This window comes from Streptomyces sp. NPDC001231, assembly GCF_042896885.1.
GTDB lineage: Bacteria > Actinomycetota > Actinomycetes > Streptomycetales > Streptomycetaceae > Streptomyces.
This window is the reverse complement of record NZ_JBIAXS010000013.1, coordinates 171736-190880: the sequence shown is the minus strand read 5'-3', so window position 1 is coordinate 190880 and position 19145 is coordinate 171736. Positions and strand designations below refer to the sequence as shown.

Annotated in this window: 17 protein-coding genes; 7 read left to right on the top strand and 10 right to left on the bottom strand. The window is 72.5% G+C overall.

Annotated features, from left to right (window positions below; translation table 11 throughout):
• Positions 1-25 precede the first annotated feature (25 nt).
• Both ACFY3J_RS18225 and ACFY3J_RS18220 read left to right on the top strand, forming a co-directional pair.
• On the top strand, positions 26-328 hold the full coding sequence (locus ACFY3J_RS18225) for a DUF3040 domain-containing protein (protein WP_384185165.1): 303 nt from the start codon (positions 26-28) through the stop codon (positions 326-328).
• A gap of 141 nt (positions 329-469) precedes the next feature.
• On the top strand, positions 470-1255 hold the full coding sequence (locus tag ACFY3J_RS18220; protein ID WP_390841242.1) for a polysaccharide deacetylase family protein: 786 nt from the start codon (positions 470-472) through the stop codon (positions 1253-1255).
• A 56-nt stretch (positions 1256-1311) separates the two neighbouring features.
• Here the strand turns inward: ACFY3J_RS18220 and ACFY3J_RS18215 are convergent, their stop codons facing one another.
• A complete protein-coding gene (locus tag ACFY3J_RS18215; protein WP_384185159.1) occupies positions 1312-1803 on the bottom strand; it encodes a GNAT family N-acetyltransferase in 492 nt (163 codons plus the stop codon).
• A 97-nt stretch (positions 1804-1900) separates the two neighbouring features.
• On the opposite strand from ACFY3J_RS18215, the gene ACFY3J_RS18210 reads away from it, so the two are divergent.
• Entirely contained in the window at positions 1901-2341 is a 441-nt protein-coding gene (locus ACFY3J_RS18210; RefSeq protein WP_225078309.1) for an SRPBCC family protein, read from the top strand.
• A gap of 16 nt (positions 2342-2357) precedes the next feature.
• Here the strand turns inward: ACFY3J_RS18210 and ACFY3J_RS18205 are convergent, their stop codons facing one another.
• From ACFY3J_RS18205 to ACFY3J_RS18185, 5 genes are all read right to left on the bottom strand, one after another.
• A complete protein-coding gene (locus ACFY3J_RS18205) occupies positions 2358-3509 on the bottom strand; it encodes an XdhC family protein (protein WP_384185156.1) in 1152 nt (383 codons plus the stop codon).
• Between the two features lie 68 nt (positions 3510-3577).
• Positions 3578-5035 carry an NCS2 family permease gene (locus ACFY3J_RS18200; protein ID WP_384185154.1) on the bottom strand — a complete coding sequence of 486 codons (1458 nt, stop codon included), beginning with the start codon at positions 5033-5035 and terminating at the stop codon, positions 3578-3580.
• Positions 5036-5188: 153 nt separating this feature from the next.
• Positions 5189-7570: a xanthine dehydrogenase family protein molybdopterin-binding subunit gene (locus tag ACFY3J_RS18195; RefSeq protein WP_384185151.1), complete on the bottom strand. Its 2382-nt coding sequence runs from the start codon at positions 7568-7570 to the stop codon at positions 5189-5191.
• Positions 7571-7572: 2 nt separating this feature from the next.
• Positions 7573-8139, bottom strand: a complete 567-nt coding sequence (locus ACFY3J_RS18190; protein ID WP_384185149.1) for a (2Fe-2S)-binding protein — start codon at positions 8137-8139, stop codon at positions 7573-7575.
• Positions 8139-9029 carry an FAD binding domain-containing protein gene (locus ACFY3J_RS18185; protein WP_384185146.1) on the bottom strand — a complete coding sequence of 297 codons (891 nt, stop codon included), beginning with the start codon at positions 9027-9029 and terminating at the stop codon, positions 8139-8141. Before ACFY3J_RS18185 ends, ACFY3J_RS18190 begins: the two co-directional genes overlap by 1 nt.
• A 344-nt stretch (positions 9030-9373) precedes the next feature.
• Between ACFY3J_RS18185 and ACFY3J_RS18180 the strand changes: the two genes are divergently transcribed.
• Both ACFY3J_RS18180 and ACFY3J_RS18175 read left to right on the top strand, forming a co-directional pair.
• Complete coding sequence (locus ACFY3J_RS18180; protein ID WP_390841241.1) at positions 9374-11047, top strand: PucR family transcriptional regulator; 1674 nt, start codon at positions 9374-9376, stop codon at positions 11045-11047.
• A 167-nt stretch (positions 11048-11214) separates the two neighbouring features.
• Positions 11215-11994 carry a hypothetical protein gene (locus ACFY3J_RS18175; protein WP_384185141.1) on the top strand — a complete coding sequence of 260 codons (780 nt, stop codon included), beginning with the start codon at positions 11215-11217 and terminating at the stop codon, positions 11992-11994.
• Positions 11995-12066: 72 nt separating this feature from the next.
• Here ACFY3J_RS18175 and ACFY3J_RS18170 read toward each other — a convergent pair whose 3' ends face one another.
• The gene (locus tag ACFY3J_RS18170) at positions 12067-12915 is read right to left on the bottom strand and encodes a GntR family transcriptional regulator (protein ID WP_390841240.1); all 849 of its coding nucleotides are present in this window, start codon (positions 12913-12915) and stop codon (positions 12067-12069) included.
• A gap of 182 nt (positions 12916-13097) precedes the next feature.
• Here ACFY3J_RS18170 and ACFY3J_RS18165 point away from each other — a divergent pair, with 182 nt between their 5' ends.
• Complete coding sequence (locus tag ACFY3J_RS18165) at positions 13098-13931, top strand: (2Fe-2S)-binding protein (protein WP_390841239.1); 834 nt, start codon at positions 13098-13100, stop codon at positions 13929-13931.
• Positions 13932-14258: 327 nt separating this feature from the next.
• Positions 14259-15296 carry a DUF2637 domain-containing protein gene (locus tag ACFY3J_RS18160; RefSeq protein WP_384185133.1) on the top strand — a complete coding sequence of 346 codons (1038 nt, stop codon included), beginning with the start codon at positions 14259-14261 and terminating at the stop codon, positions 15294-15296.
• Between the two features lie 65 nt (positions 15297-15361).
• On the opposite strand, the gene ACFY3J_RS18155 is transcribed toward ACFY3J_RS18160, so the two are convergent.
• The 3 genes from ACFY3J_RS18155 to ACFY3J_RS18145 form a co-directional block, all read right to left on the bottom strand.
• Positions 15362-15868 carry an ATP-binding protein gene (locus ACFY3J_RS18155; protein ID WP_384185129.1) on the bottom strand — a complete coding sequence of 169 codons (507 nt, stop codon included), beginning with the start codon at positions 15866-15868 and terminating at the stop codon, positions 15362-15364.
• A gap of 135 nt (positions 15869-16003) precedes the next feature.
• Positions 16004-17746 (bottom strand): pyruvate dehydrogenase, encoded by a 1743-nt coding sequence (locus ACFY3J_RS18150; RefSeq protein ID WP_390841238.1) that lies wholly within the window; start codon positions 17744-17746, stop codon positions 16004-16006.
• Positions 17747-17811: 65 nt separating this feature from the next.
• Positions 17812-19145 (bottom strand): protein phosphatase 2C domain-containing protein (locus ACFY3J_RS18145; protein WP_390841236.1); only part of this gene is annotated, 1334 nt, incomplete at its 5' end.

The following is a 19145-nucleotide window of genomic DNA, read 5'->3' as shown; positions in this document are numbered from 1 at the left end:
AGACCGGTTCCCCGTAGGAGCAACAGTGTCGACAGGCCGACTCCCCGACCGCGAACAGCGGATCCTGAACGAGATAGAACGCGCCCTCAGCCGTGACCGCCGTCTGGTCCGGCGGCTGCGGTCGGCGCGCAGACCACCGGCCCTCTCCCGGGTGGCGTCCTACGCTCCTGGGATGTGGACCGTGGTGCTGCTGGTGGCGGTCTCCGTCGCCCTCCTGACGGCCGGTGCCGTCACCTCGGAGCCGGGCGTGATCTGGGCGTTCGCGGCGGTGTGGCCGGTGACGCTGTTCTCCGTCCTGCGGCTGCTGTGCCGCCGGGCCGAGTCCTGACAACTCCACCGACAGGCCTGGTCCCCGCCGTGGCCGCCGTGGTGCCCCTTCGGCCTGCCCGGACGTTGCCTGACTTCACTTTCGATCAGTTATTCGACCCCGCTATACACTGCGTCTATACACGCCGCATATAGTCCCGGCATGCCTTGTGTGACCAGGAAGACGACGAAAACGGGGGCCCGGTTCCGGGCATCGACGGCACTGGCGGCACTGACGGCCGCGTGTCTCACGCTGACCGGCTGCGCACGCGACGGCACGGCACCGAGCGCGGCCCGCGCGCACCCCGCGGCGGGCGCGCCGGCCGAGTTCGGCACGGTGGACTGCCGTCACGCCAAGTGCATCGCGCTGACCTTCGACGCGGGGCCGAGCGAGAACTCCGCCCGGCTGCTCGACATCCTCAAGGAGAAACAGGTACCGGCGACCTTCTTCCTGCTCGGTGCGCGGCACATCGAGAAGTACCCGGAGCTGGTCGTCCGCATGGCGGCGGAGGGCCACGAGGTGGCGAACCACACCTGGGACCACCAGATCCTGACCCGTATACCGGCGGAGCGCGTACGCGAGGAGATACGGCGCCCGAACGAGGAGATAGAGCGGCTGACCGGGCACAAGCCGACCCTGATGCGGCCGCCGCAGGGCCGCACCGACGACACCGTGCACCGGATCTGCGAGGAGCTGGGCGTGGCCGAGGTCCTGTGGAGCGTGACCGCCAAGGACTACACCACGACCGACTCCGCGCTGATCACCCGGCGCGTCCTCGACCAGTCCTCCCGGGACGGGATCATCCTGCTGCACGACATCTACGCGGGCACGGTGCCCGCGGTGCCCGGGATCATCGACGCGCTGAAGGAGCGGGGGTACGTCTTCGTCACCGTGCCGCAGTTGCTGGCGCCGGGCAGGGCGGAGCCGGGCAAGGTCTACCGGCCGTAGGACGACCCGCGAAATGGCTTCCCACCGGGCCGCGCTCTCCGGGCGCGCGGCCCGGTTCAGCCGCCGTCGGCAAGGCGGAGCCGGTAGCGCCTTCCCGGCCGCCCGCCGACGATCTCCTCACCCACCGCCCTGAACCCGGTGCGTGCGAGCACGGTCATGGACGCCGCATTGTCGAGGGTGGTGACCGCGGTGAGCTCGGTGAGCCGGTACGTCACGACGGCGAGCCGGCTCACCTCCCGCACGGCGGCCGTCGCCACGCCCCGGCCCGCGGCGCGCTCGCCGATCCGGTACCCGAGTTCGGCGCACCCGTCGGCGACGTCGACGAGGTTGACGCGGCCCACCAGTTCGCCCTGTTCGTCCACGACGACGTGGAAGTGGCAGACGCCGGCGTCCTGTTCGGCGAGGAGAGCACGGTGGCGGGCGGCGAATCCGGTGAAGTACGCGTCCCCCCGGTCCGGCACGGAGCGGGCGAAGTAACGACGGTTCTCCCGCTCGAAGGCCAGCAGCGCCTCCGCGTGTTCGGGGCGCAGCCGCTCCAGTATCACCATGATCGGGAGCATACGCGGAAGGACCGGGCGATGAGCCAACCGTGTGAGCCGGGGGCGAACTCGTAAAGCGAGGCCACCGATTGCCTACGATCATGGCGTGGTGAACTTCTCGCTCGAACGCACCGCGCCGCTCCCCCTCGACGAGGCGTGGCGGCGGATCACGCGGTGGTCGCGGCATGCCGACGCGGTGCCGTTGACCCGTATCAACGTGGTCACGTCCGCGCCGACCCGGGAGGGCACGGTGTTCGTGGCCCGCTCGGGGATCGGTCCACTCGGCTTCGACGATCCGATGGAGGTCACCGTCTGGCGTCCGCCGGCCGACGGCGAGCCGGGCCTGTGCCGCGTGGAGAAGCGGGGCCGAGTGGTGCTGGGCTGGGCCGAGTTCGAGGTGCGGCCCGGCCCCGGGGGCCGTACGCGGGTGGTGTGGCGGGAGGAACTGCGGGTCCGCTTCCTGCCGGGCCTGTTCGACGAACCCCTGCGCGGCGCGGCCCGGTCGGTGTTCGGACGGGCGCTGAACCGGCTCCTCAGGCAGCCCTGAGAAGTCTGGCGTCCCGTCAGGCCACCGAGCCGATCCGCTCGGTGGCCGCGGGCATGCCGTCGTGGTGGATCGGGGTGTGCGCACCGGTGAGGGACACACCGCTGCCGCCGCGCCGGTCGGCGACGATCTCGGAAGCGATCGACAGGGCCGTCTCCTCGGGCGTACGGGCGCCGAGGTCGAGGCCGATCGGGGACCGCAGCCGTGCCAACTCCAGTTCCGTCACGCCGACTTCGCGCAGGCGGCGGTTGCGGTCGAGATGGGTGCGGCGGGAGCCCATGGCGCCGACGTAGGCCACCGGAAGGCGCAGCGCCAGCTTGAGCAGGGGAATGTCGAACTTGGCGTCGTGGGTCAGGACGCACAGCACCGTGCGGGCGTCGACCCCGGTGCGGGCCAGGTACTCGTGCGGCCACTCGACGACGATCTCGTCGGCCTCCGGGAAGCGGGCCCGGGTGGCGAAGACGGGCCGGGCGTCGCACACGGTGACGTGGAAGCCGAGGAACTTGCCGATGCGCACCAGCGCCGAGGCGAAGTCGATCGCCCCGAAGACGATCATCCGGGGTGGCGGCACCGCGGACTCGACGAGGACCGTGAGCGGGGCGCCGCAGCGCGAGCCCCGCTCGCCGATCTCCAGGGTGCCGGTGCGTCCGGCGTCCAGGAAGGCGGACGCCTCGCCGACGACCGCGCGGTCCAGTTCCGGGTGGCCGCCGAGGCCGCCCTCCCAGGAGCCGTCCGGGCGGACCAGCAGTGCCCTGCCCAGCAGTTGGGCCGGACCGGACACGATCCGCGCGAGGGCCGCCGCCTCCCTGCGCGCGGCGGCGGCCAGCGCGGAGGCGGCCACGGTACGGGCCGGATCGGCGGCCCGTACCGGTGTGACGAGGATGTCGATGACGCCGCCGCAGGTCAGGCCGGCGGCGAAGGCGTCCTCGTCGCTGTAGCCGAAGCGCTCCAGCACGGTTTCGCCGTCCTCCAGCGCCTGCCGGCACAGCTCGTAGACGGCGCCCTCCACACAGCCGCCGGAGACGGAGCCGACGGCCGTGCCGTCGGCGTCGACCCCGAGAGCGGCACCCGGCCGGCGCGGCGCGCTGCCGCCGACTGCCACCACGGTGGCCACGGCGAAGTCGCGTCCCTGCGCGACCCACCGGTCCAGTTCCTCGGCGATGTCCAGCATCTGTCGGTCTCCTTGCGGCGGTCGTGGGGAGGGCGCGTCGGTGACGAGCGGGAATTCGACGACAGGGCCTAGCGCACGCCCAGCCGGCTCTCGATGGGGTTGAGTGCGAAGTACACGAGGAAAACCGCCGTCAGGCCCCACATGAAGGCGCCGATCTCCCGGGCCCGGCCCTGGGCGGCCTTGATGGCGGTGTACGAGATGACGCCGGCCGCGACACCGGTGGTGATGGTGTACGTGAACGGCATCAGGACCACGGTGAGGAAGACCGGGATCGCGGTGGACCGGTCGGCCCAGTCCACATGCCGGGCGTTCATCAGCATCATGGCCCCGATGACCACCAGCGCGGCGGCCGCGACCTCCTGCGGGACGATCGCGGTGAGCGGGGTGAAGAACAGGCAGGCCGCGAAGAACAGGCCCGTGACGACCGAGGCGAGGCCCGTGCGGGCACCCTCGCCGACACCGGTCGCCGACTCGATGAACACGGTCTGCCCGGATCCGCCGGCGACGCCGCCGATCGCGCCGCCCGCGCCGTCGACGAACAGCGCCTTGGACAGGCCGGGCATCCGGCCCTCGGCGTCGGCCAGCTTCGCCTCGGTGCCGACGCCGATGATGGTGGCCATCGCGTCGAAGAAGCCGGCCAGGACCAGAGTGAAGACGATCATGCCGACCGTCATCGCGCCGACCTGGCCCCAGCCGCCGAACTCGACGTGCCCGAAGAGCGAGAAGTCGGGCATCGACACCGCGCTGCCGTGCAGTACGGGCGCGCCGCCCGCCCAGGCGTCGGCCTTGATGACGCCCGCCCCGTTCAGGACGGCCGCCGCCACGGTGCCGCCGACGATGCCGATGAGGATGGCGCCGGGGACGTCGCGGGCCTGGAGCATGAAGATCAGCAGCAGGGTGCAGGCGAAGAGCAGCACCGGCCAGCCGGCGAGTTCGCCGGCCGGGCCGAGGGTGACCGGGGTGGTCTTTCCCTGGTGCACGAAGCCGGACTTGTAGAAGCCGATGAGCGCGATGAACAGGCCGATGCCGATGGTGATCCCGTGCTTGAGCGCCTGCGGGATGGCGTTCATGATCATCTCGCGTAGGCCGGTGACCACCAGCAGCATGATGACCACGCCGTAGACCACGCACATGCCCATCGCCTGCGGCCAGGTCATCTGCGGCGCGACCTGCGAGGACAGGACGCCGGAGACGGACAGACCGGCGGCGAGGGCGAGCGGCACCCTGCCGACGAGGCCCATCAGCAGGGTGGTGAGGGCCGCGGCGAACGCGGTCGCGGTGATCAGGGCCTTCTGGCCGAGGGTGTCGCCGGCGGCGTCCTTGCCGGACAGGATCAGCGGGTTGAGGAGCAGGATGTACGCCATCGCCATGAAGGTGGTGACGCCGCCGCGCACTTCACGCGCGACCGTGGATCCCCGCCGGGATATGTGGAAGTAGCGGTCGAGCCAGGACCGGCCCGCGGGGACGCGGCTGCCCGCGCCCGCGTCCTCGGCGGTGGTCCTCGGCTCCACTGACTGCTGGGTCATGGGGCCATCTCCCAAGGTTCACAGGGACACCCGAAGCCGTCGACGGCATGCGGGATCTGGGAATGGACGACCCGGGGGACGGCCCGAGACGAACAGTCGGGGTCCCCGGGGGCGGACTCCCCCCGGGGGTTCATCGGTTCGTACGCCGCGGGCTCACATGCCGGTGAGGTGTTCCGGCCGGACCGGCGTGCGGTTCAGCTCCAGCCCCGTCGCGTTGCGGATCGCCGCCAGGACGGCGGGTGTGGACGACAGGGTGGGGGCCTCGCCGACGCCGCGCAGCCCGTACGGCGCGTGGTCGTCGGCGAGTTCGAGCACGTCGACGGGGATGGTCGGCGTGTCGAGGATGGTGGGGATGAGGTAGTCCGTGAAGGACGGGTTGCGCACCTTCGCCGTCTTCGGGTCGACGACGATCTCCTCCATGACCGCCACGCCCAGGCCCTGCGTGGTGCCGCCCTGGATCTGGCCGACGACGGACAGCGGGTTGAGCGCCTTGCCGACGTCCTGGGCGCAGGCCAGCTCGATCACCTTCACCAGGCCGAGTTCGGTGTCCACCTCGACGACCGCACGGTGCGCGGCGAAGGAGTACTGCACATGGCCGTTGCCCTGACCGGTGCGCAGGTCGAAGGGTTCGGTCGGCCGGTGCCGCCACTCCTCCTCCACCTCGACGGCCTCGTCCTCGAGGACGTCCACCAGGTCGGCGAGGGCCTCGCCACCGTCGGTGACGACCTTGCCGCCCTCCAGGAGGAGTTCGGCGGTGGCCCAGGCCGGGTGGAAGGAGCCGAACTTGCGGCGCCCGATCTCCAGGACCCTCTCGCGTACGATCTCGCAGGCGTTCTTGACCGCGCCGCCGGTGACGTACGTCTGCCGGGAGGCGGACGTCGAACCGGCGCTGCCCACCCGGGTGTCGGCGGGGTGGATGGTCACCTGGCTGACGCCCAGCTCGGTGCGGGCGATCTGCGCGTGGACGGTGACGCCGCCCTGGCCGACCTCCGCCATCGCGGTGTGCACGGTGGCGACCGGCTCGCCGCCGACGACCTCCATGCGGACCCTGGCGGTGGAGTAGTCGTCGAAGCCCTCGGAGAAGCCGACGTTCTTGATGCCGACCGCGTAGCCCACCCCGCGTACGACGCCTTCGCCGTGCGTGGTGTTGGACAGGCCGCCGGGCAGCTGCCGGACGTCGGCGCCCTCGGAGCTCTCCCACTGGCGCTCCGGCGGCATCGGCATCGCCTTGACGCGGCGCAGGAGTTCGGCGACCGGGGCCGGGGAGTCGACCGGCTGTCCGGTCGGCATGATCGTGCCCTGGGACATGGCGTTCAACTGCCGGAACTCCACCCGGTCCATGCCGACGGCGTCGGCGAGCTTGTCCATCTGCGCCTCGTAGGCGAAGCACGCCTGGACCGCGCCGAAGCCGCGCATGGCGCCGCAGGGCGGGTTGTTGGTGTAGAGGGCGATGGCCTCGATGTCGACGTCGTCGACCTCGTAGGGGCCGATGCCGAGCGAGGCGGCGTTGCCGACGACCGCCGGGGAGGCGGAGGCGTACGCGCCGCCGTCCAGCACGATCCGGCACTTGACGTGGGTGAGCTTGCCGTCCTTGGTGGCCCCGTGCTCGTAGTACAGCTTGGCCGGGTGGCGGTGGACGTGTCCGAAGAAGGACTCGAACCGGTTGTAGACGATCTTGACGGGCTTGCCGGTGCGCAGCGCCAGCAGGCACGCGTGGATCTGCATCGACAGGTCCTCGCGCCCGCCGAAGGCGCCGCCGACGCCGGCCAGCGTCATGCGGACCTTCTCCGGCGGCAGGCCGAGCACCGGCGCGATCTGGCGCAGGTCGCTGTGCAGCCACTGGGTGGCGATGTAGAGGTGGACGCCGCCGTCCTCCTCGGGCACGGCGAGCCCGGACTCGGGGCCGAGGAAGGCCTGGTCCTGCATGCCGAAGTGGTACTCCCCCTTGACGACGAAGTCGGCTCTCCTCGCGGCCTGTTCGGCGTCGCCGCGGACGATCGGCTGGCGGTGGACGATGTTGGGGTGCGGGACGTGGGAGGCGTGGGGGTCGTTACGGCTCTCGTGGACGAGGATCGCGTCCGGCGCGGTCGCGGAGGCCTCGTCGGTGATCACCGGCAGGTCCCGGTACTCCACCTTGATCTTGGCGGCGGCGCGGCGGGCGGTCTCCGGGTGGTCGGCGGCGACGACGGCGACGGGCTCGCCGTGGTGGCGGACCTTGCCGTGGGCCAGGACCGGGGTGTCCTGGATCTCCAGGCCGTAGTTCTTCACCTCGGTGGGCAGGTCGTCGTACGTCATCACGGCGTACACGCCCGGCATGGCGAGGGCCTCGGCGGTGTCGATCGAGACGATCTCGGCGTGCGCGACCGTGGAGCGCAGGATCTGGCCCCAGAGCATGTCCTCGTGCCACATGTCGGAGGAGTACGCGAACTCGCCGGTGACCTTGAGGATGCCGTCGGGGCGGAGCGTGGACTCGCCGATGCCGCCCCTGGTCTGCGAGCCCTGGGTGATTTTGGTGGGAGCGCCGTTGGCCGCCATGCTCAGACCCCCTCGGACTGCCGGGCGGCCGCCAGGCGGACCGCGTCCATGATCTTCTCGTAGCCCGTGCAGCGGCACAGATTGCCCGACAGGGCCTCGCGGATGTCCGCGTCGCTCGGGTTGGGGTTGCGTTCCAGCATCTCGTCGGCGGCGACCAGCAGGCCCGGGGTGCAGAATCCGCACTGGACGGCGCCCGCGTCGATGAACGCCTGCTGGATCGGCGAGAGTTCACCGCCCACGCCGGTCTGCGCGCCGCGCGCCTGCCACCGCTGGGCGTCCTCCAGCGTCGTACCGCGGGCCTCACCGCCGCCGGACCGCTGCTCGGCGAAGTCGGCCAGGCCCTCGACGGTCACGACCTCGCGGCCCTCGACCTGCCCGGCGGCGACCAGGCAGGAGCACACCGGCACGCCGTCCAGGCGCACCGTGCAGGAGCCGCACTCGCCCTGCTCGCAGGCGTTCTTGGAGCCGGGCAGCCCCAGTCGCTCGCGCAGCACGTACAGCAGGGACTCGCCCTCCCAGACGTCGTCGGCCTGCTGGGGGCGTCCGTTGACGGTGAAGTTGACGCGCATCACGCGGCTCCCTCGTTCGTTCGGCGGGCGCCGCGGTACGACTCCCAGGTCCAGGTGAGCGTCCGGCGGGCCATGACGCCCACCGCGTGGCGGCGGTAGCTCGCGGTGCCCCGGACGTCGTCGATCGGGTTGCAGGCGGCGGAGCACAGCTGCGCGAACTGCCGGGCGACGGAGGGGGTGATGATCTCCCCGCTGTCCCAGAAGCCGCCCTCGTCGAGTGCCGCGTTCAGGAACTCCTCGGCGGCCCTGGCCCGGATGGGCGTGGGCGCGGCCGAGCCGATGCCGGTGCGCACCGTACGGGTCTCCGGGTGCAGGGCGAGGCCGAAGGCGCACACGGCGATGACCATGGCGTTGCGGGTGCCGACCTTGGAGAACTGCTGCGGTCCGTCGGCCTTCGCGACGTGGACGGCGCGGATCAGCTCGTCGGGCTCCAGGGCGTTGCGCTTGACGCCGGTGTAGAAGGCGTCGATCGGGATGCGGCGGGAGCCGCGCACCGACTCCACCTCGACCTCCGCGCCGGCCGCCAGCAGGGCGGGGTGGGCGTCGCCGGCCGGGGAGGCGGTGCCGAGGTTCCCACCGACGCCGCCGCGGTTGCGGATCTGCGGGGAGGCCACCGTGTGCGAGGCGAGGGCCAGGCCCGGCAGCTCGGTCCTCAGGTTCTCCATGATCTTCGAGTACGGAACGGAGGCGCCGAGCCGCACGGCGTCCTCGCCGACCTCCCACTCGTAGAGGTCAGGGACGCGGTTCAGGTCGAGCAGATACTCGGGCCGGCGGTGGTCGAAGTTGATCTCGACCATCACGTCGGTGCCACCCGCAATCGGCACAGCGGCGGGGTGCTCGGCCTTGGCGGCGAGCGCCTCCTCCCAGCTGGCGGGGCGAAGGAAGTCCATGACCGGCTCTCTTCTTCGTCTCGTGAGTCGTACAGATTGAGCCAATCCGTGTGCGGCGGGCCCGGCTCGTTCCTGTCCCTTTTACGCGGAGTGGGGTCAGTACACCGTTGCCCGCTCCGGCTCGGTCAGTCACCGAAAACATGAAGGGTTTGGCTGGTCGGCGCGGGCATCTTGTAGATTCGTATGAACCGAGGTCTTCAGAAACCTCTTCGGTTCCCCTGGAAACAGAGGCGGCCGAGGGGACGCGGACTCACCTCTTGGCGAAGCTGCTGCCCGGCCGCGCGGCCGGGCCCTCGCCACTTGATCCATCGTAGTTTTCGAGACACAGAACGGCGGCGACGAGAATGCGGCTGCGCGCACTGCTGGACACCGATGCGCTGGGCCTGAAGCTGCTCGGCGGGGAGGAGGAGCTGGACCGCACCGTCCAGGGTGTCATGACCACGGACCTGCGCGATCCCAGCCGCTACCTCTCCGGCGGTGAGCTGGTGCTGTCCGGGCTCGCCTGGCGCCGGGACCCCGCCGACTCCGAGCCGTTCGTACGGATCCTGGTGCGGGCCGGAGTGGCCGCGCTGGCGGCCGGTACGGCCGAACTCGGCCCCGTGCCCGACGACCTGGTGGTGGCCTGCGCCCGGCACCGGCTCCCGCTGTTCGCGGTGGAGGAGTCGGTGGCGTTCGCGACGATCACCGAGCACGTCGTGCGGCAGGTGTCCGGCGAGCGCGCCGGTGACCTGGCGGCCGTGGTGGAGCGGCACCGCAGGATGATGACGGCCGGCCCGGCGGGCGGCGGCCCGGACGTGGTGCTGGACCTGCTGGGCTCCGACCTGGACCTGCGGGCCTGGCTGCTCTCCCCCACCGGCCGGCTGATCGCCGGGCCCAAGATGGCGGGCCCCGCGCTGCCCGCCGACGTGTGCGCCCGGCTCGCCGCCGAGCACCTGGCGGCCGCCCGCACCGGCCGGCGCGGCCCGCACCGGGTGGCGCTGGGCCCGACGACGTACTCCCTGTTCCCCATCCGCGGCGGCGGCCGTTCCCCGCAGGCCGCGCGGGACGCGCGCGAGACGGTGCTGTCGGACTGGCTGCTGGCCGTGGAGGCGGACGCGGGCGAGTGGCCCGAGGAGCGGCTGGATCTGCTCCAGGGCGTCACCCAGCTGATCGCGGTCGAGCGGGACCGCCGGGACGCGGCCCGCACGGTGCGCAGGCGGCTGGCCCAGGAGGTGCTGGAGTTGGTGCAGAGCGGCGCGGCGCCCGCGGAGATCGCCGCGCGGCTGAGGGTCGCCGCGCCGGTGCTGCTGCCCGGCCTCGGGGCGGCCCCGCACTGGCAGGTGGTCGTGGCCCGTGTCGAGTGGGACGACGGGGGGAGCGAGGGCGGGCTGATCGCCCAGTCGCTGCTGGAGGAGATCCTTGTCGACCCCCACACCACCGGTCCCGAGCCCTCCGACCGGATAGCCGTCGCCCACACGGGCGACGAGGCGGTCGCGCTGGTCCCGCTCCCGGCCGTCTCGGCCGAGCACGACGGCTCCGAGACCGGGATCGTCGCCGACGCGCTGCTGGAGGCTGTGCGCGACCCGCTGTCGGCCGGCCTCGACGACGACGGACGGCTCACCCTGGGCGTCAGTGCGGCCGTGCACTCGGCCGAGGGACTGCACGGGGCGCTGGAGGAGGCCCGGCACGCCCGGCGGGTCGCGGCGGCGCGCACGGGACGCGTCTGCGCGGCCGGGCACCAGGAGCTGGCCTCCCACGTCCTGCTGCTGCCCTTCGTCCCGGACGACGTGCGCCGCGCCTTCACCGCGCGGCTGCTGGACCCGCTGCGGGACTACGACCGCCGGCACCGCGCCGAGCTGATCCCCACCCTGGAGGCCTTCCTCGACTGCGACGGCTCCTGGACCCGCTGCGCCACCCGGCTCCACCTGCACGTCAACACGCTGCGCTACCGGGTCGGGCGCATCGAGCAGTTGACGGGTCGTGACCTGTCCCGCCTCGAGGACAAGCTGGACTTCTTCCTGGCGCTGCGCATGAGTTGAGGCCGCGGCGGACGAGCACGGCACGCCACCTGCGGCCTCCTCCGTCCCACGACTTTGTGAAATTTTTCACCCATCCTCTTGGCCGGGCCACGGATTTCGTGCTGAGATGCCGCCACCACTCAAGGCTCGATGGCGTGCTCGGGGAGGGCAACGTGGCGCATACCGCCATGTCTGGTAACGGAACGACCCCTGGTGACGATCCACTCCAGACCGCGGTATGGCGGCTGCGCTCACGCGCGTGCTGGGCCGACGCGGCGGCGCTGCTCCAGTCGGCCACCGCGGCCGCGGCGCTGCAGAGAACCGCGCTGCTGGTCGAACGCTGCCTCTACACCGAGGCGGGCTGGGAGGAGGCCGAGGACGCGCTGCGCACCGCCGAGGCGCTGGCCCACACCGACGAGGAGCGGGGGGCCGCCGCTTGTGAACGCGGGTACCTTGCCTACGCGGCCACGCTGCACGGCGTACGGGACCGGGCGGACGAGGCGCGGTCGGCGCTCGGCCGGGCCGCGGCGCTGATCCCGCCCGGGGTGCCGGGGCGGGCCCTGCTGGACTTCCGGCGCGGTCTGATCGCCGAGAACCTCACCCGCTCCCCGCAGGCCGCGCACGCCGCGTACCGGCGCGCGCACGCGGGCGCGATCGCCCACGCCGATCCGCTGCTGCTCTCCTTCACCTGGCGCCATCTGGCCGGATTGGCGATGCGGGAGGGCGAGTTGGCCGAGGCCCGGAACGGGTTCGCCGAGTCGCTGCGGATCCGTGAGGAACTGGGCTACCTCGTCGGCACCGCGCCGGCCCTGGTCTCCCTGGCCGACACGGAGACCGAACCGGAGGCGTCCCGCCTGCGCGAGGAGGCACGACGGCTGTTCCGGCTGCTGGGCGGCGTACCGACATGGCTGGCACAGCAGTTGACCCCGGCACCACCGGCACCAGCACCGGGCGCGGCCACGGCCTGAACGGCGAGGGCGGGGGCACGGACCACACTCGGTCCGAGCGCAGGGCGCGGGCCGCACTGGGTCGCGCTGCCCTCAGTCCGCGCCCGCGAAGTGCTCGGCGACCAGGGCGCGGACCACGTCGACGTCCCGTGCGACGAGGGCGTCCAGGAGGGCCGTGTGCTCGGCCGCGTCGGCGACGAGGTCGGCGCGGGCCGGGCGCGCGGAGCCGCCGACGAGCGGCCCCTGGGCGCGGCGGTACAGGTCCTCGGCGATCTGGACGAGCTGGTCGTTCCCGGAGAGGGACAGCACCGCGCGGTGGAAGGCGCGGTCGGCCTCGGCGTAGGTCGCCCGGCACCCCGAGGACGCGGCCCGCACGGTGGCCTCGGCGAGCGGGCGCAGTTCGTCCCAGCGTTCGACGGGCACACGGCGGGCCAGCCGCAGCATCACCGGCACCTCCAGCAGGGCCCGCACCTCGGCCAGTTCGGCGAGCTCGCGATCGCCGCGCTCGATCACCCGGAAGCCGCGGTTGGGCACGACCTCCACGGCGCCCTCGAGCGTGAGCTGCTGCATCGCCTCGCGTACCGGGGTCGCGGAGACCCCGAACCGCTCGCCGAGCGCGGGCGCCGAGTAGACCTCGCCGGGTTTCAGCTCCCCCGCCACCAGTGCGGTGCGCAGGGCCTGCAGGATCTGGCCGCGCACCGAGGAGCGCCGTACGAGGGTCCGGGGGCGCGGGACGGGTGGTTCGCCGTGCGTGTGCTCGCCGCGGACGCCCGTCCGGGGGAGGTCCGCGGCGGCGGGGGCTTCCTGGTCCCGCCGCGGCTCCCCGGCTTCCTGGTCCCGCCGCAGGTCCGCGACCTGCGCCTGGCGCGGCACGCGAGGCACGGCGCCCCGGCCGGCCCCGGGGGTCCGGGTACCGGCGGAGTCCTGTGCGCCCTGCTTCACGGTTCTCCTCCAGGCTGGCGGTGCTTGGGGCACTTGGGGTACTTGGGGTACTTGGGGTCATTACGGCGGCTTGTCGCTCTGCCGTCAAGCACCTTAGGCACTGTAGGCCAAGGCTTCACATTCCGATCGACTGAAGTAAGGTAAGCCTTACCTACAACCGACCGGGAAAACGGTGGTCCGGCATGCCTGTGCCCTCTTCGGCCGTAGCGGACGCCTACGCCCGCCTCACCAAGGCCTTCCCCGGACTCGCGGTGACGGAGACGGGCCCCGGCGAGAGCGTCCCGGACGGCGGCGACTGGACCTCGGCCGCCTCCCTCGCGGCGGGCGGGAGCGGCCTGGACGCGTTCCTGGCCTGGGACGACGCCCAGGTGCTGCGGGACTACGGCACGCACGCACGCCCGGACGTCGTGGCGAGCTTCGGACTGCACCGCTACGCCTGGCCCGCCTGCCTGCTGTTCACCGTGCCCTGGTTCCTGCACCGACGGGTGCCCCGCCTCCCCGTGACCCACGTCTCCTACGACCGGGCCGCCGGCCGCATGGCCGTACGCCCCGCCGCCTTCGCCTGCCTGCCGGGCGACCCGGCGGCCGCACTGCCCGGCGCGCGCGTCGTACACGACGAGGAGGCGCTGCGGGCCGAACTCCGCTCGGCCGTCGCCGAGCACCTGGAGCCGGTACTGGCCGGATTCGGCCCCCGTATGCGGCGGCGCGGGCGCGCCCTGTGGGGCATGGCGACCGACGAGGTCGTCGAGGGACTCTGGTACGTCGCCCATCTGCTCGGCGAACAGGAGCGGGCCGTGCGCGAACTGGAGATGCTGCTGCCGGGGGCGACCCGGCCGTACGTCGGCTCCGCCGCCTTCCGGGAACTGACGGGGCCGGACGGCGAGTCCCTGCCCACCCGCGACCGGGCCAGCTGCTGCATGTTCTACACCGTGCGCCCCGAGGACCTCTGCGTCACCTGCCCGCGCACCCGCGACGCGGACCGGATCGCCAAGCTGACCGCCAGTGCGATGGGCTGAGTCACCGTCACACCGGGCCGAACCCGCCCCGGCGGTCCGGCGCACCCCCGCGATCGCGTAAGATCACTCGCGACTGGGACACCCACAAGGTCACAGGTGATTCACAAAATCCTCACCTGCCACGGGAACTTTCCGCGGAACCACCGGTACGGGTAGTCTTATTCGAACTCAACTCCCGCCCCTCAAGCGGCAGTTCGAGCAGAACGCCGCCCCGGGCATCCCCCTTGCACTTCCTTGGCGGCCTCTTGCCCCGAAAACCCCTGAGGGCCGACGGGATTGGGCCACTATGGCGGGCGTTACGCCCTATCCCAATGCAAGGGACCCCAGATGAGACTGACCGACATATCGCTGAACTGGCTGCTTCCGGGCGCCGTGCTGCTCCTGGGCGTGCTGGCGGCGGTGGCGGTGATCGCGCGCGGCAAGCGCTCCTCCGGGGAGAACGCGAGCACGGACGACTCGTGGGAGCGCAGCGAGGAGCGCCGCAGGCGCAAGGAGGCCATCTACGGCACGGCCTCATACGCTCTGCTGTTCTGCTGTGCGGCGGTCGCCGCCGCACTCTCCTTCCACGGCCTGGTCGGCTTCGGCGAGCAGAACCTCGGCCTGTCCGACGGCTGGCAGTACCTGGTGCCGTTCGGCCTGGACGGCGCGGCGATGTTCTGCTCCGTGCTCGCGGTGCGCGAAGCCAGCCACGGTGACGCGGCGCTCGGCTCCCGGATACTCGTGTGGCTGTTCGCCGCCGCCGCGGCCTGGTTCAACTGGGTGCACGCGCCCAGGGGCATCGACCACGCGGGTGCGCCGCACTTCTTCGCGGGCATGTCCCTCTCCGCCGCGGTCCTGTTCGACCGCGCGCTGAAGCAGACCCGCCGGGCCGCCCTGCGCGAGCAGGGTCTGGTGCCGCGCCCGCTGCCGCAGATCCGCATCGTCCGCTGGGTGCGGGCGCCGCGCGAGACCTACAAGGCCTGGTCGCTGATGCTCCTGGAGGGCGTGCGGAGCCTGGACGAGGCGGTCGACGAGGTGCGCGAGGACGAGCGTCAGAAGGCGGAGAGCCGGCGGCTGCGGCGCGATCAGGAGCGCATGGAGCGGGCGCAGTTGAAGGCGCTCAGCCGGGGCCACCGCGGCTTCATCGGCCGGGGCGGCCGGCAGGTCGAGCAGCAGGCCCTGGAGCGCGGCTCCACGCAGGTCACCGCGGAGCCTGCCATAGCGGCGGCGGAGCTTCCCGTGCGCGCGCGTCCGTCCCTCCAGCCCGTCCGCAAGGGGTCCGAGAACTCCACCCTGGACCTCACCGCGGAGGACGACACAATGGCCCTGCCGCGCCTCGACTCCCTGGAGCGCAAGCTCAAGGACCTGGAGCAGCAGTTCGGCTAGGAACGAGTCGACTGGACCGGTGAACGGGTGGGGGGCGCGGCCGGCGGGCCGCGCCCCCCACCCGTTCACGCGGCGTCCGCGCCCAGTTCGAACCAGACTGACTTTCCGACCCCGTGCATGCACACGCCCCAGGTGTCCGCGAGGGACTGCACCAGGACCAGGCCCCGGCCGCCGGTGCCGTCACCCGTCCCCGGTGTCCGGGGCCTGGGCCGGCGGGCCACGAAGTCCCGTACCTCCACGCGTAGTCCGCGCGGTGACACGGTGGCCGTCAGGATCGCGTCGTCGTCGGTGTGGACGAGCGCGTTGGTGACCAGTTCGCTGGTGAGCAGTTCCGCGACCTCCGACGTGCCGGGCCTGCCCCAGTGGCGCAGCAGTGCGCGCAGCGCCCGTCGCGCCTCGGGCACCGCCTTGAGGTCGGCCCGCCCCAGCCTGCGTCTGAGCTGCGGCGGGGCGGGCCGTCCCGGGCCGCCGTCCTTCTCTCCGCCCGTCGGTCTCTCCGTGTGCTCCTCCGTCGTCCGAGCCGAGGAGGCCCCGACCGTCGCGGGACCGCCCCCTCGTGCGTGCCTTTTCATGTCCCCCGTCCGCGTGCCGATGTCGGTTCCCCTCCGGTTCGAACACGTTCACGGAGATCCATGCCCCGTCGGGCGCGGGCCAGTCATGTGGAATGGCCCACGCCAGTTGTCCGGCGCTCCCCTGTCCCGACGGGCCTACGGCCGGGGCACGTTGCGCAGGTTGGAGCGCGCCATCTGCACCATCCGGCCGACGCCTCCGTCCAGCACCATCTTCGAGGCCGACAGCGCGAACCCGGTCACCATCTCGGCCTTGATCTTCGGCGGGATCGACAGGGCGTTGGGGTCGGTGACGACGTCCACGAGGGCGGGGCCCTTGTGGCTGAAGGCCTCCTTCAGGGCGCCTGCGAGGTGCCTGGGCTTCTCCACCCGGATGCCGTGGGCGCCGCAGGCGCGGGCGACGGCAGCGAAGTCGGGGTTCTTCATCGCCGTCCCGTAGGCGGGCAGGCCCGCGACCATCATCTCCAGCTCCACCATGCCCAGCGAGGAGTTGTCGAACAGGACGACCTTCACCGGCAGGTCGTACTGCACCAGGGTCAGGAAGTCGCCCATCAGCATGGCGAAGCCGCCGTCCCCGGACATGGACACCACCTGGCGGCCACGGTCGGTGAACTGCGCGCCGATCGCCATCGGCAGCGCGTTGGCCATCGAGCCGTGCGAGAAGGAACCGATGATGCGGCGGCGCCCGTTGGGCGAGATGTAGCGGGCGCCCCAGACGTTGCACATGCCCGTGTCGATGGTGAACACGGCGTCGTCGTCGGCCACTTCGTCCAGGACGGCGGCCACGTACTCGGGGTGGATCGGGACGTACTTGTCCACCTTCCTCGTGTACGCCTTGACGACCCCCTCCAGGGCGTCCGCGTGCTTCTTGAGCATCCGGTCCAGGAAGCGCCGGTCCGTCTTGACCCGCACCCTCGGCACGAGACAGCGCAGGGTCTCCTTCACATCGCCCCACACCGCGAGGTCGAGCCGGGAGCGGCGGCCGAGGTTCTCGGGCCGGACGTCGATCTGGGCGATCTTCACATCGGTGGGCAGGAAGGCGTTGTACGGGAAGTCGGTGCCGAGCAGGATCAGCAGGTCGCACTCGTGGGTGGCCTCGTAGGCGGCGCCGTAGCCGAGCAGCCCGCTCATGCCGACGTCGTACTGGTTGTCGTACTGGATGAACTCCTTGCCGCGCAGCGCGTGCCCGATCGGGGACTTGATCCGCTCGGCGAACTCCATCACCTCGGCGTGCGCGCCGGCCGTGCCGCTGCCGCAGAACAGGGTGATCCTGTCGGCCTCGTCGATCATCTCGACGAGCCGGTCGATCTCGGCGTCGCCGGGCCGGACGGTGGGCCGGGAGGTGACGATGGCGGTCTCGGCGGCCCTCTCGGGCGCGGGCTCGGCGGCGATGTCGCCGGGCAGCGACACCACGCTGACGCCGCTTCGGCCCACCGCGTTCTGGATGGCCGTCTGGAGCAGCCGGGGCATCTGCTTCGGGTTGGAGATCAGCTCGCTGTAGTGGCTGCACTCGGCGAACAGCCGGTCGGGGTGGGTCTCCTGGAAGTACCCGAGGCCGATCTCGCCGGAGGGGATGTGCGAGGCGAGGGCGAGGACCGGGGCCATGGAGCGGTGGGCGTCGTACAGGCCGTTGACGAGGTGCAGGTTGCCGGGACCGCAGGAGCCCGCGCAGGCCGTCAGACGGCCCGTGATCTGGGCCTCGGCGCCGGCCGCGAAGGCTGCGGTCTCCTCGTGGCGGACGTGGATCCAGTCGATGGCGGCGTTGCGGCGGACCGCGTCGACGACCGGATTGAGGCTGTCACCGACCACGCCGTACAGGCGTTTGACTCCGGCGCGGACGAGGATGTCGACGAACTGCTCTGCGACGCTCTGCTTGGCCATGGCGCTCGGACACCTCTTCGGTCTGCCGCGGATCCTCCGCCTCCATGAAGGCACAGCCCAGGCGCTCACGCCTCCCACACGGCAGCGGCCGTACGGTCGTCCGCGTAGCCCTTGACCCGCACCTGGGCGTCCGCCAGGAACGCGGCGAGGCCCGGCGGGGCGGGGTCGGACCACCGTCGCGCGAGGTGGGCGCACAGCTCGGGCTCGCCGCGCAGCGGGTCGGCCAGACCGGCGGTGCACATGAGGAGCGTGTCACCCGGTTGGGCCACGGACGCGCGGAAGCGGAAGGGTTCGCGGGGCGGTTCCGGGGCCGGGTCGTAGGGGTTCGGCGGGGTGGTGATGCCCAGGTCCATGGTGAGCCGGTCGCCGTCCGGGGTCTCGGACGGTCGCGAGCCGAAGCCGACCGCGGGGTGGCCGGGTGTCTCGGCGACGCCGGGTTCGATGTCCTGCCACTCGCCCTCGCGCAGCCGGAACAGGCCGCCGGCGCCGACGCCGAAGAAGACCCGGACGCGGCAGTCGGGGTCGGCGGGCAGGAGCAGGCAGCGCAGGGTGGCCGTGTACTGCTCCGGGTCGACGCCCTGTTCGGCGGCGCCCGCGCGGAGTCTGCCGAGGCTGCGGTCGGTGAGGCGGTGCAGCCCCGACTTCAGGTCGCCGCGCCGGGCCGCGCCGATGTCCTCGGCCAGCCGTGCGTGGCTGCGCCCCACGGCCTCGGCGATCCACTGGCACACCTCGCCGGCCGCGCGGTGCGCGCCCGGGGTGGCGCGCGCGCCGGTCGCCATCGCGACCAGCACCAGCGCCTGGTCCCCCGCGCCGAAGCGCGCGGTGAGCAGCGCGTCGCGCCGCGACTCGCCCCGGTACCGTGCGGAGTCCCCCCGGATCGACACCGCCCGCAGCGTGCACGCCCCGTAGGCGGCCCCGTCCAGCACGGTGTCCGGCACCGCGACGTCCAGCCCGTCCGGCTCGGCCACGGGCAACGCGGTGGGCTCGGCCGCGTAGGTGGGCGGCCGGGACCCGACATGCCCGACGGCAACGCCGGCCCCCCGAACACCCGGTGCGACGTGCGCCTCCGCGCTGCGCGGTGCGGCGTACGCCTTCCCGTCGCCAGATGCGGACTGCGCCTCCTCGGCGGCTGGTGCGTCGTACGCCTCCCCGGCGGGCGGTGCAGCAGGCGCCTCCCCGGCACCCGATGCGTCGTACACCTCCCCGGCACCCGAAGCGGCGAACGCCTCCACACCGCCCGAAGCGGCGTACGCCTCCTCGGCGACCGGTGCGTCGTACACCTCCCCGGCGGGCGGTGCAGCAGGCGCCTCCCCGGCGCCCGGTGCGTCGTACACCTCCCCGGCACCCGAAGCGGCGAACGCCTCCACACCACCCGAAGCGGCGTACGCCTCCTCGGCGA

Bases quoted from the DNA above. Each gene is read 5' to 3' on its own strand.
- ACFY3J_RS18155 (WP_384185129.1), bottom strand. From the start codon at position 15,868: ATGAAAAGGCACGCACGAGGGGGCGGTCCCGCGACGGTCGGGGCCTCC.
- ACFY3J_RS18160 (WP_384185133.1), top strand. From the start codon at position 14,259: ATGAGACTGACCGACATATCGCTGAACTGGCTGCTTCCGGGCGCCGTG.
- ACFY3J_RS18180 (WP_390841241.1), top strand. From the start codon at position 9,374: ATGCGGCTGCGCGCACTGCTGGACACCGATGCGCTGGGCCTGAAGCTG.
- ACFY3J_RS18195 (WP_384185151.1), bottom strand. From the start codon at position 7,570: ATGGCGGCCAACGGCGCTCCCACCAAAATCACCCAGGGCTCGCAGACC.
- ACFY3J_RS18185 (WP_384185146.1), bottom strand. From the start codon at position 9,029: ATGGACTTCCTTCGCCCCGCCAGCTGGGAGGAGGCGCTCGCCGCCAAG.
- ACFY3J_RS18190 (WP_384185149.1), bottom strand. From the start codon at position 8,139: ATGCGCGTCAACTTCACCGTCAACGGACGCCCCCAGCAGGCCGACGAC.
- ACFY3J_RS18205 (WP_384185156.1), bottom strand. From the start codon at position 3,509: ATGCTGGACATCGCCGAGGAACTGGACCGGTGGGTCGCGCAGGGACGC.
- ACFY3J_RS18165 (WP_390841239.1), top strand. From the start codon at position 13,098: ATGCCTGTGCCCTCTTCGGCCGTAGCGGACGCCTACGCCCGCCTCACC.
- ACFY3J_RS18215 (WP_384185159.1), bottom strand. From the start codon at position 1,803: ATGGTGATACTGGAGCGGCTGCGCCCCGAACACGCGGAGGCGCTGCTG.
- ACFY3J_RS18220 (WP_390841242.1), top strand. From the start codon at position 470: ATGCCTTGTGTGACCAGGAAGACGACGAAAACGGGGGCCCGGTTCCGG.
- ACFY3J_RS18200 (WP_384185154.1), bottom strand. From the start codon at position 5,035: ATGACCCAGCAGTCAGTGGAGCCGAGGACCACCGCCGAGGACGCGGGC.
- ACFY3J_RS18150 (WP_390841238.1), bottom strand. From the start codon at position 17,746: ATGGCCAAGCAGAGCGTCGCAGAGCAGTTCGTCGACATCCTCGTCCGC.
- ACFY3J_RS18175 (WP_384185141.1), top strand. From the start codon at position 11,215: ATGTCTGGTAACGGAACGACCCCTGGTGACGATCCACTCCAGACCGCG.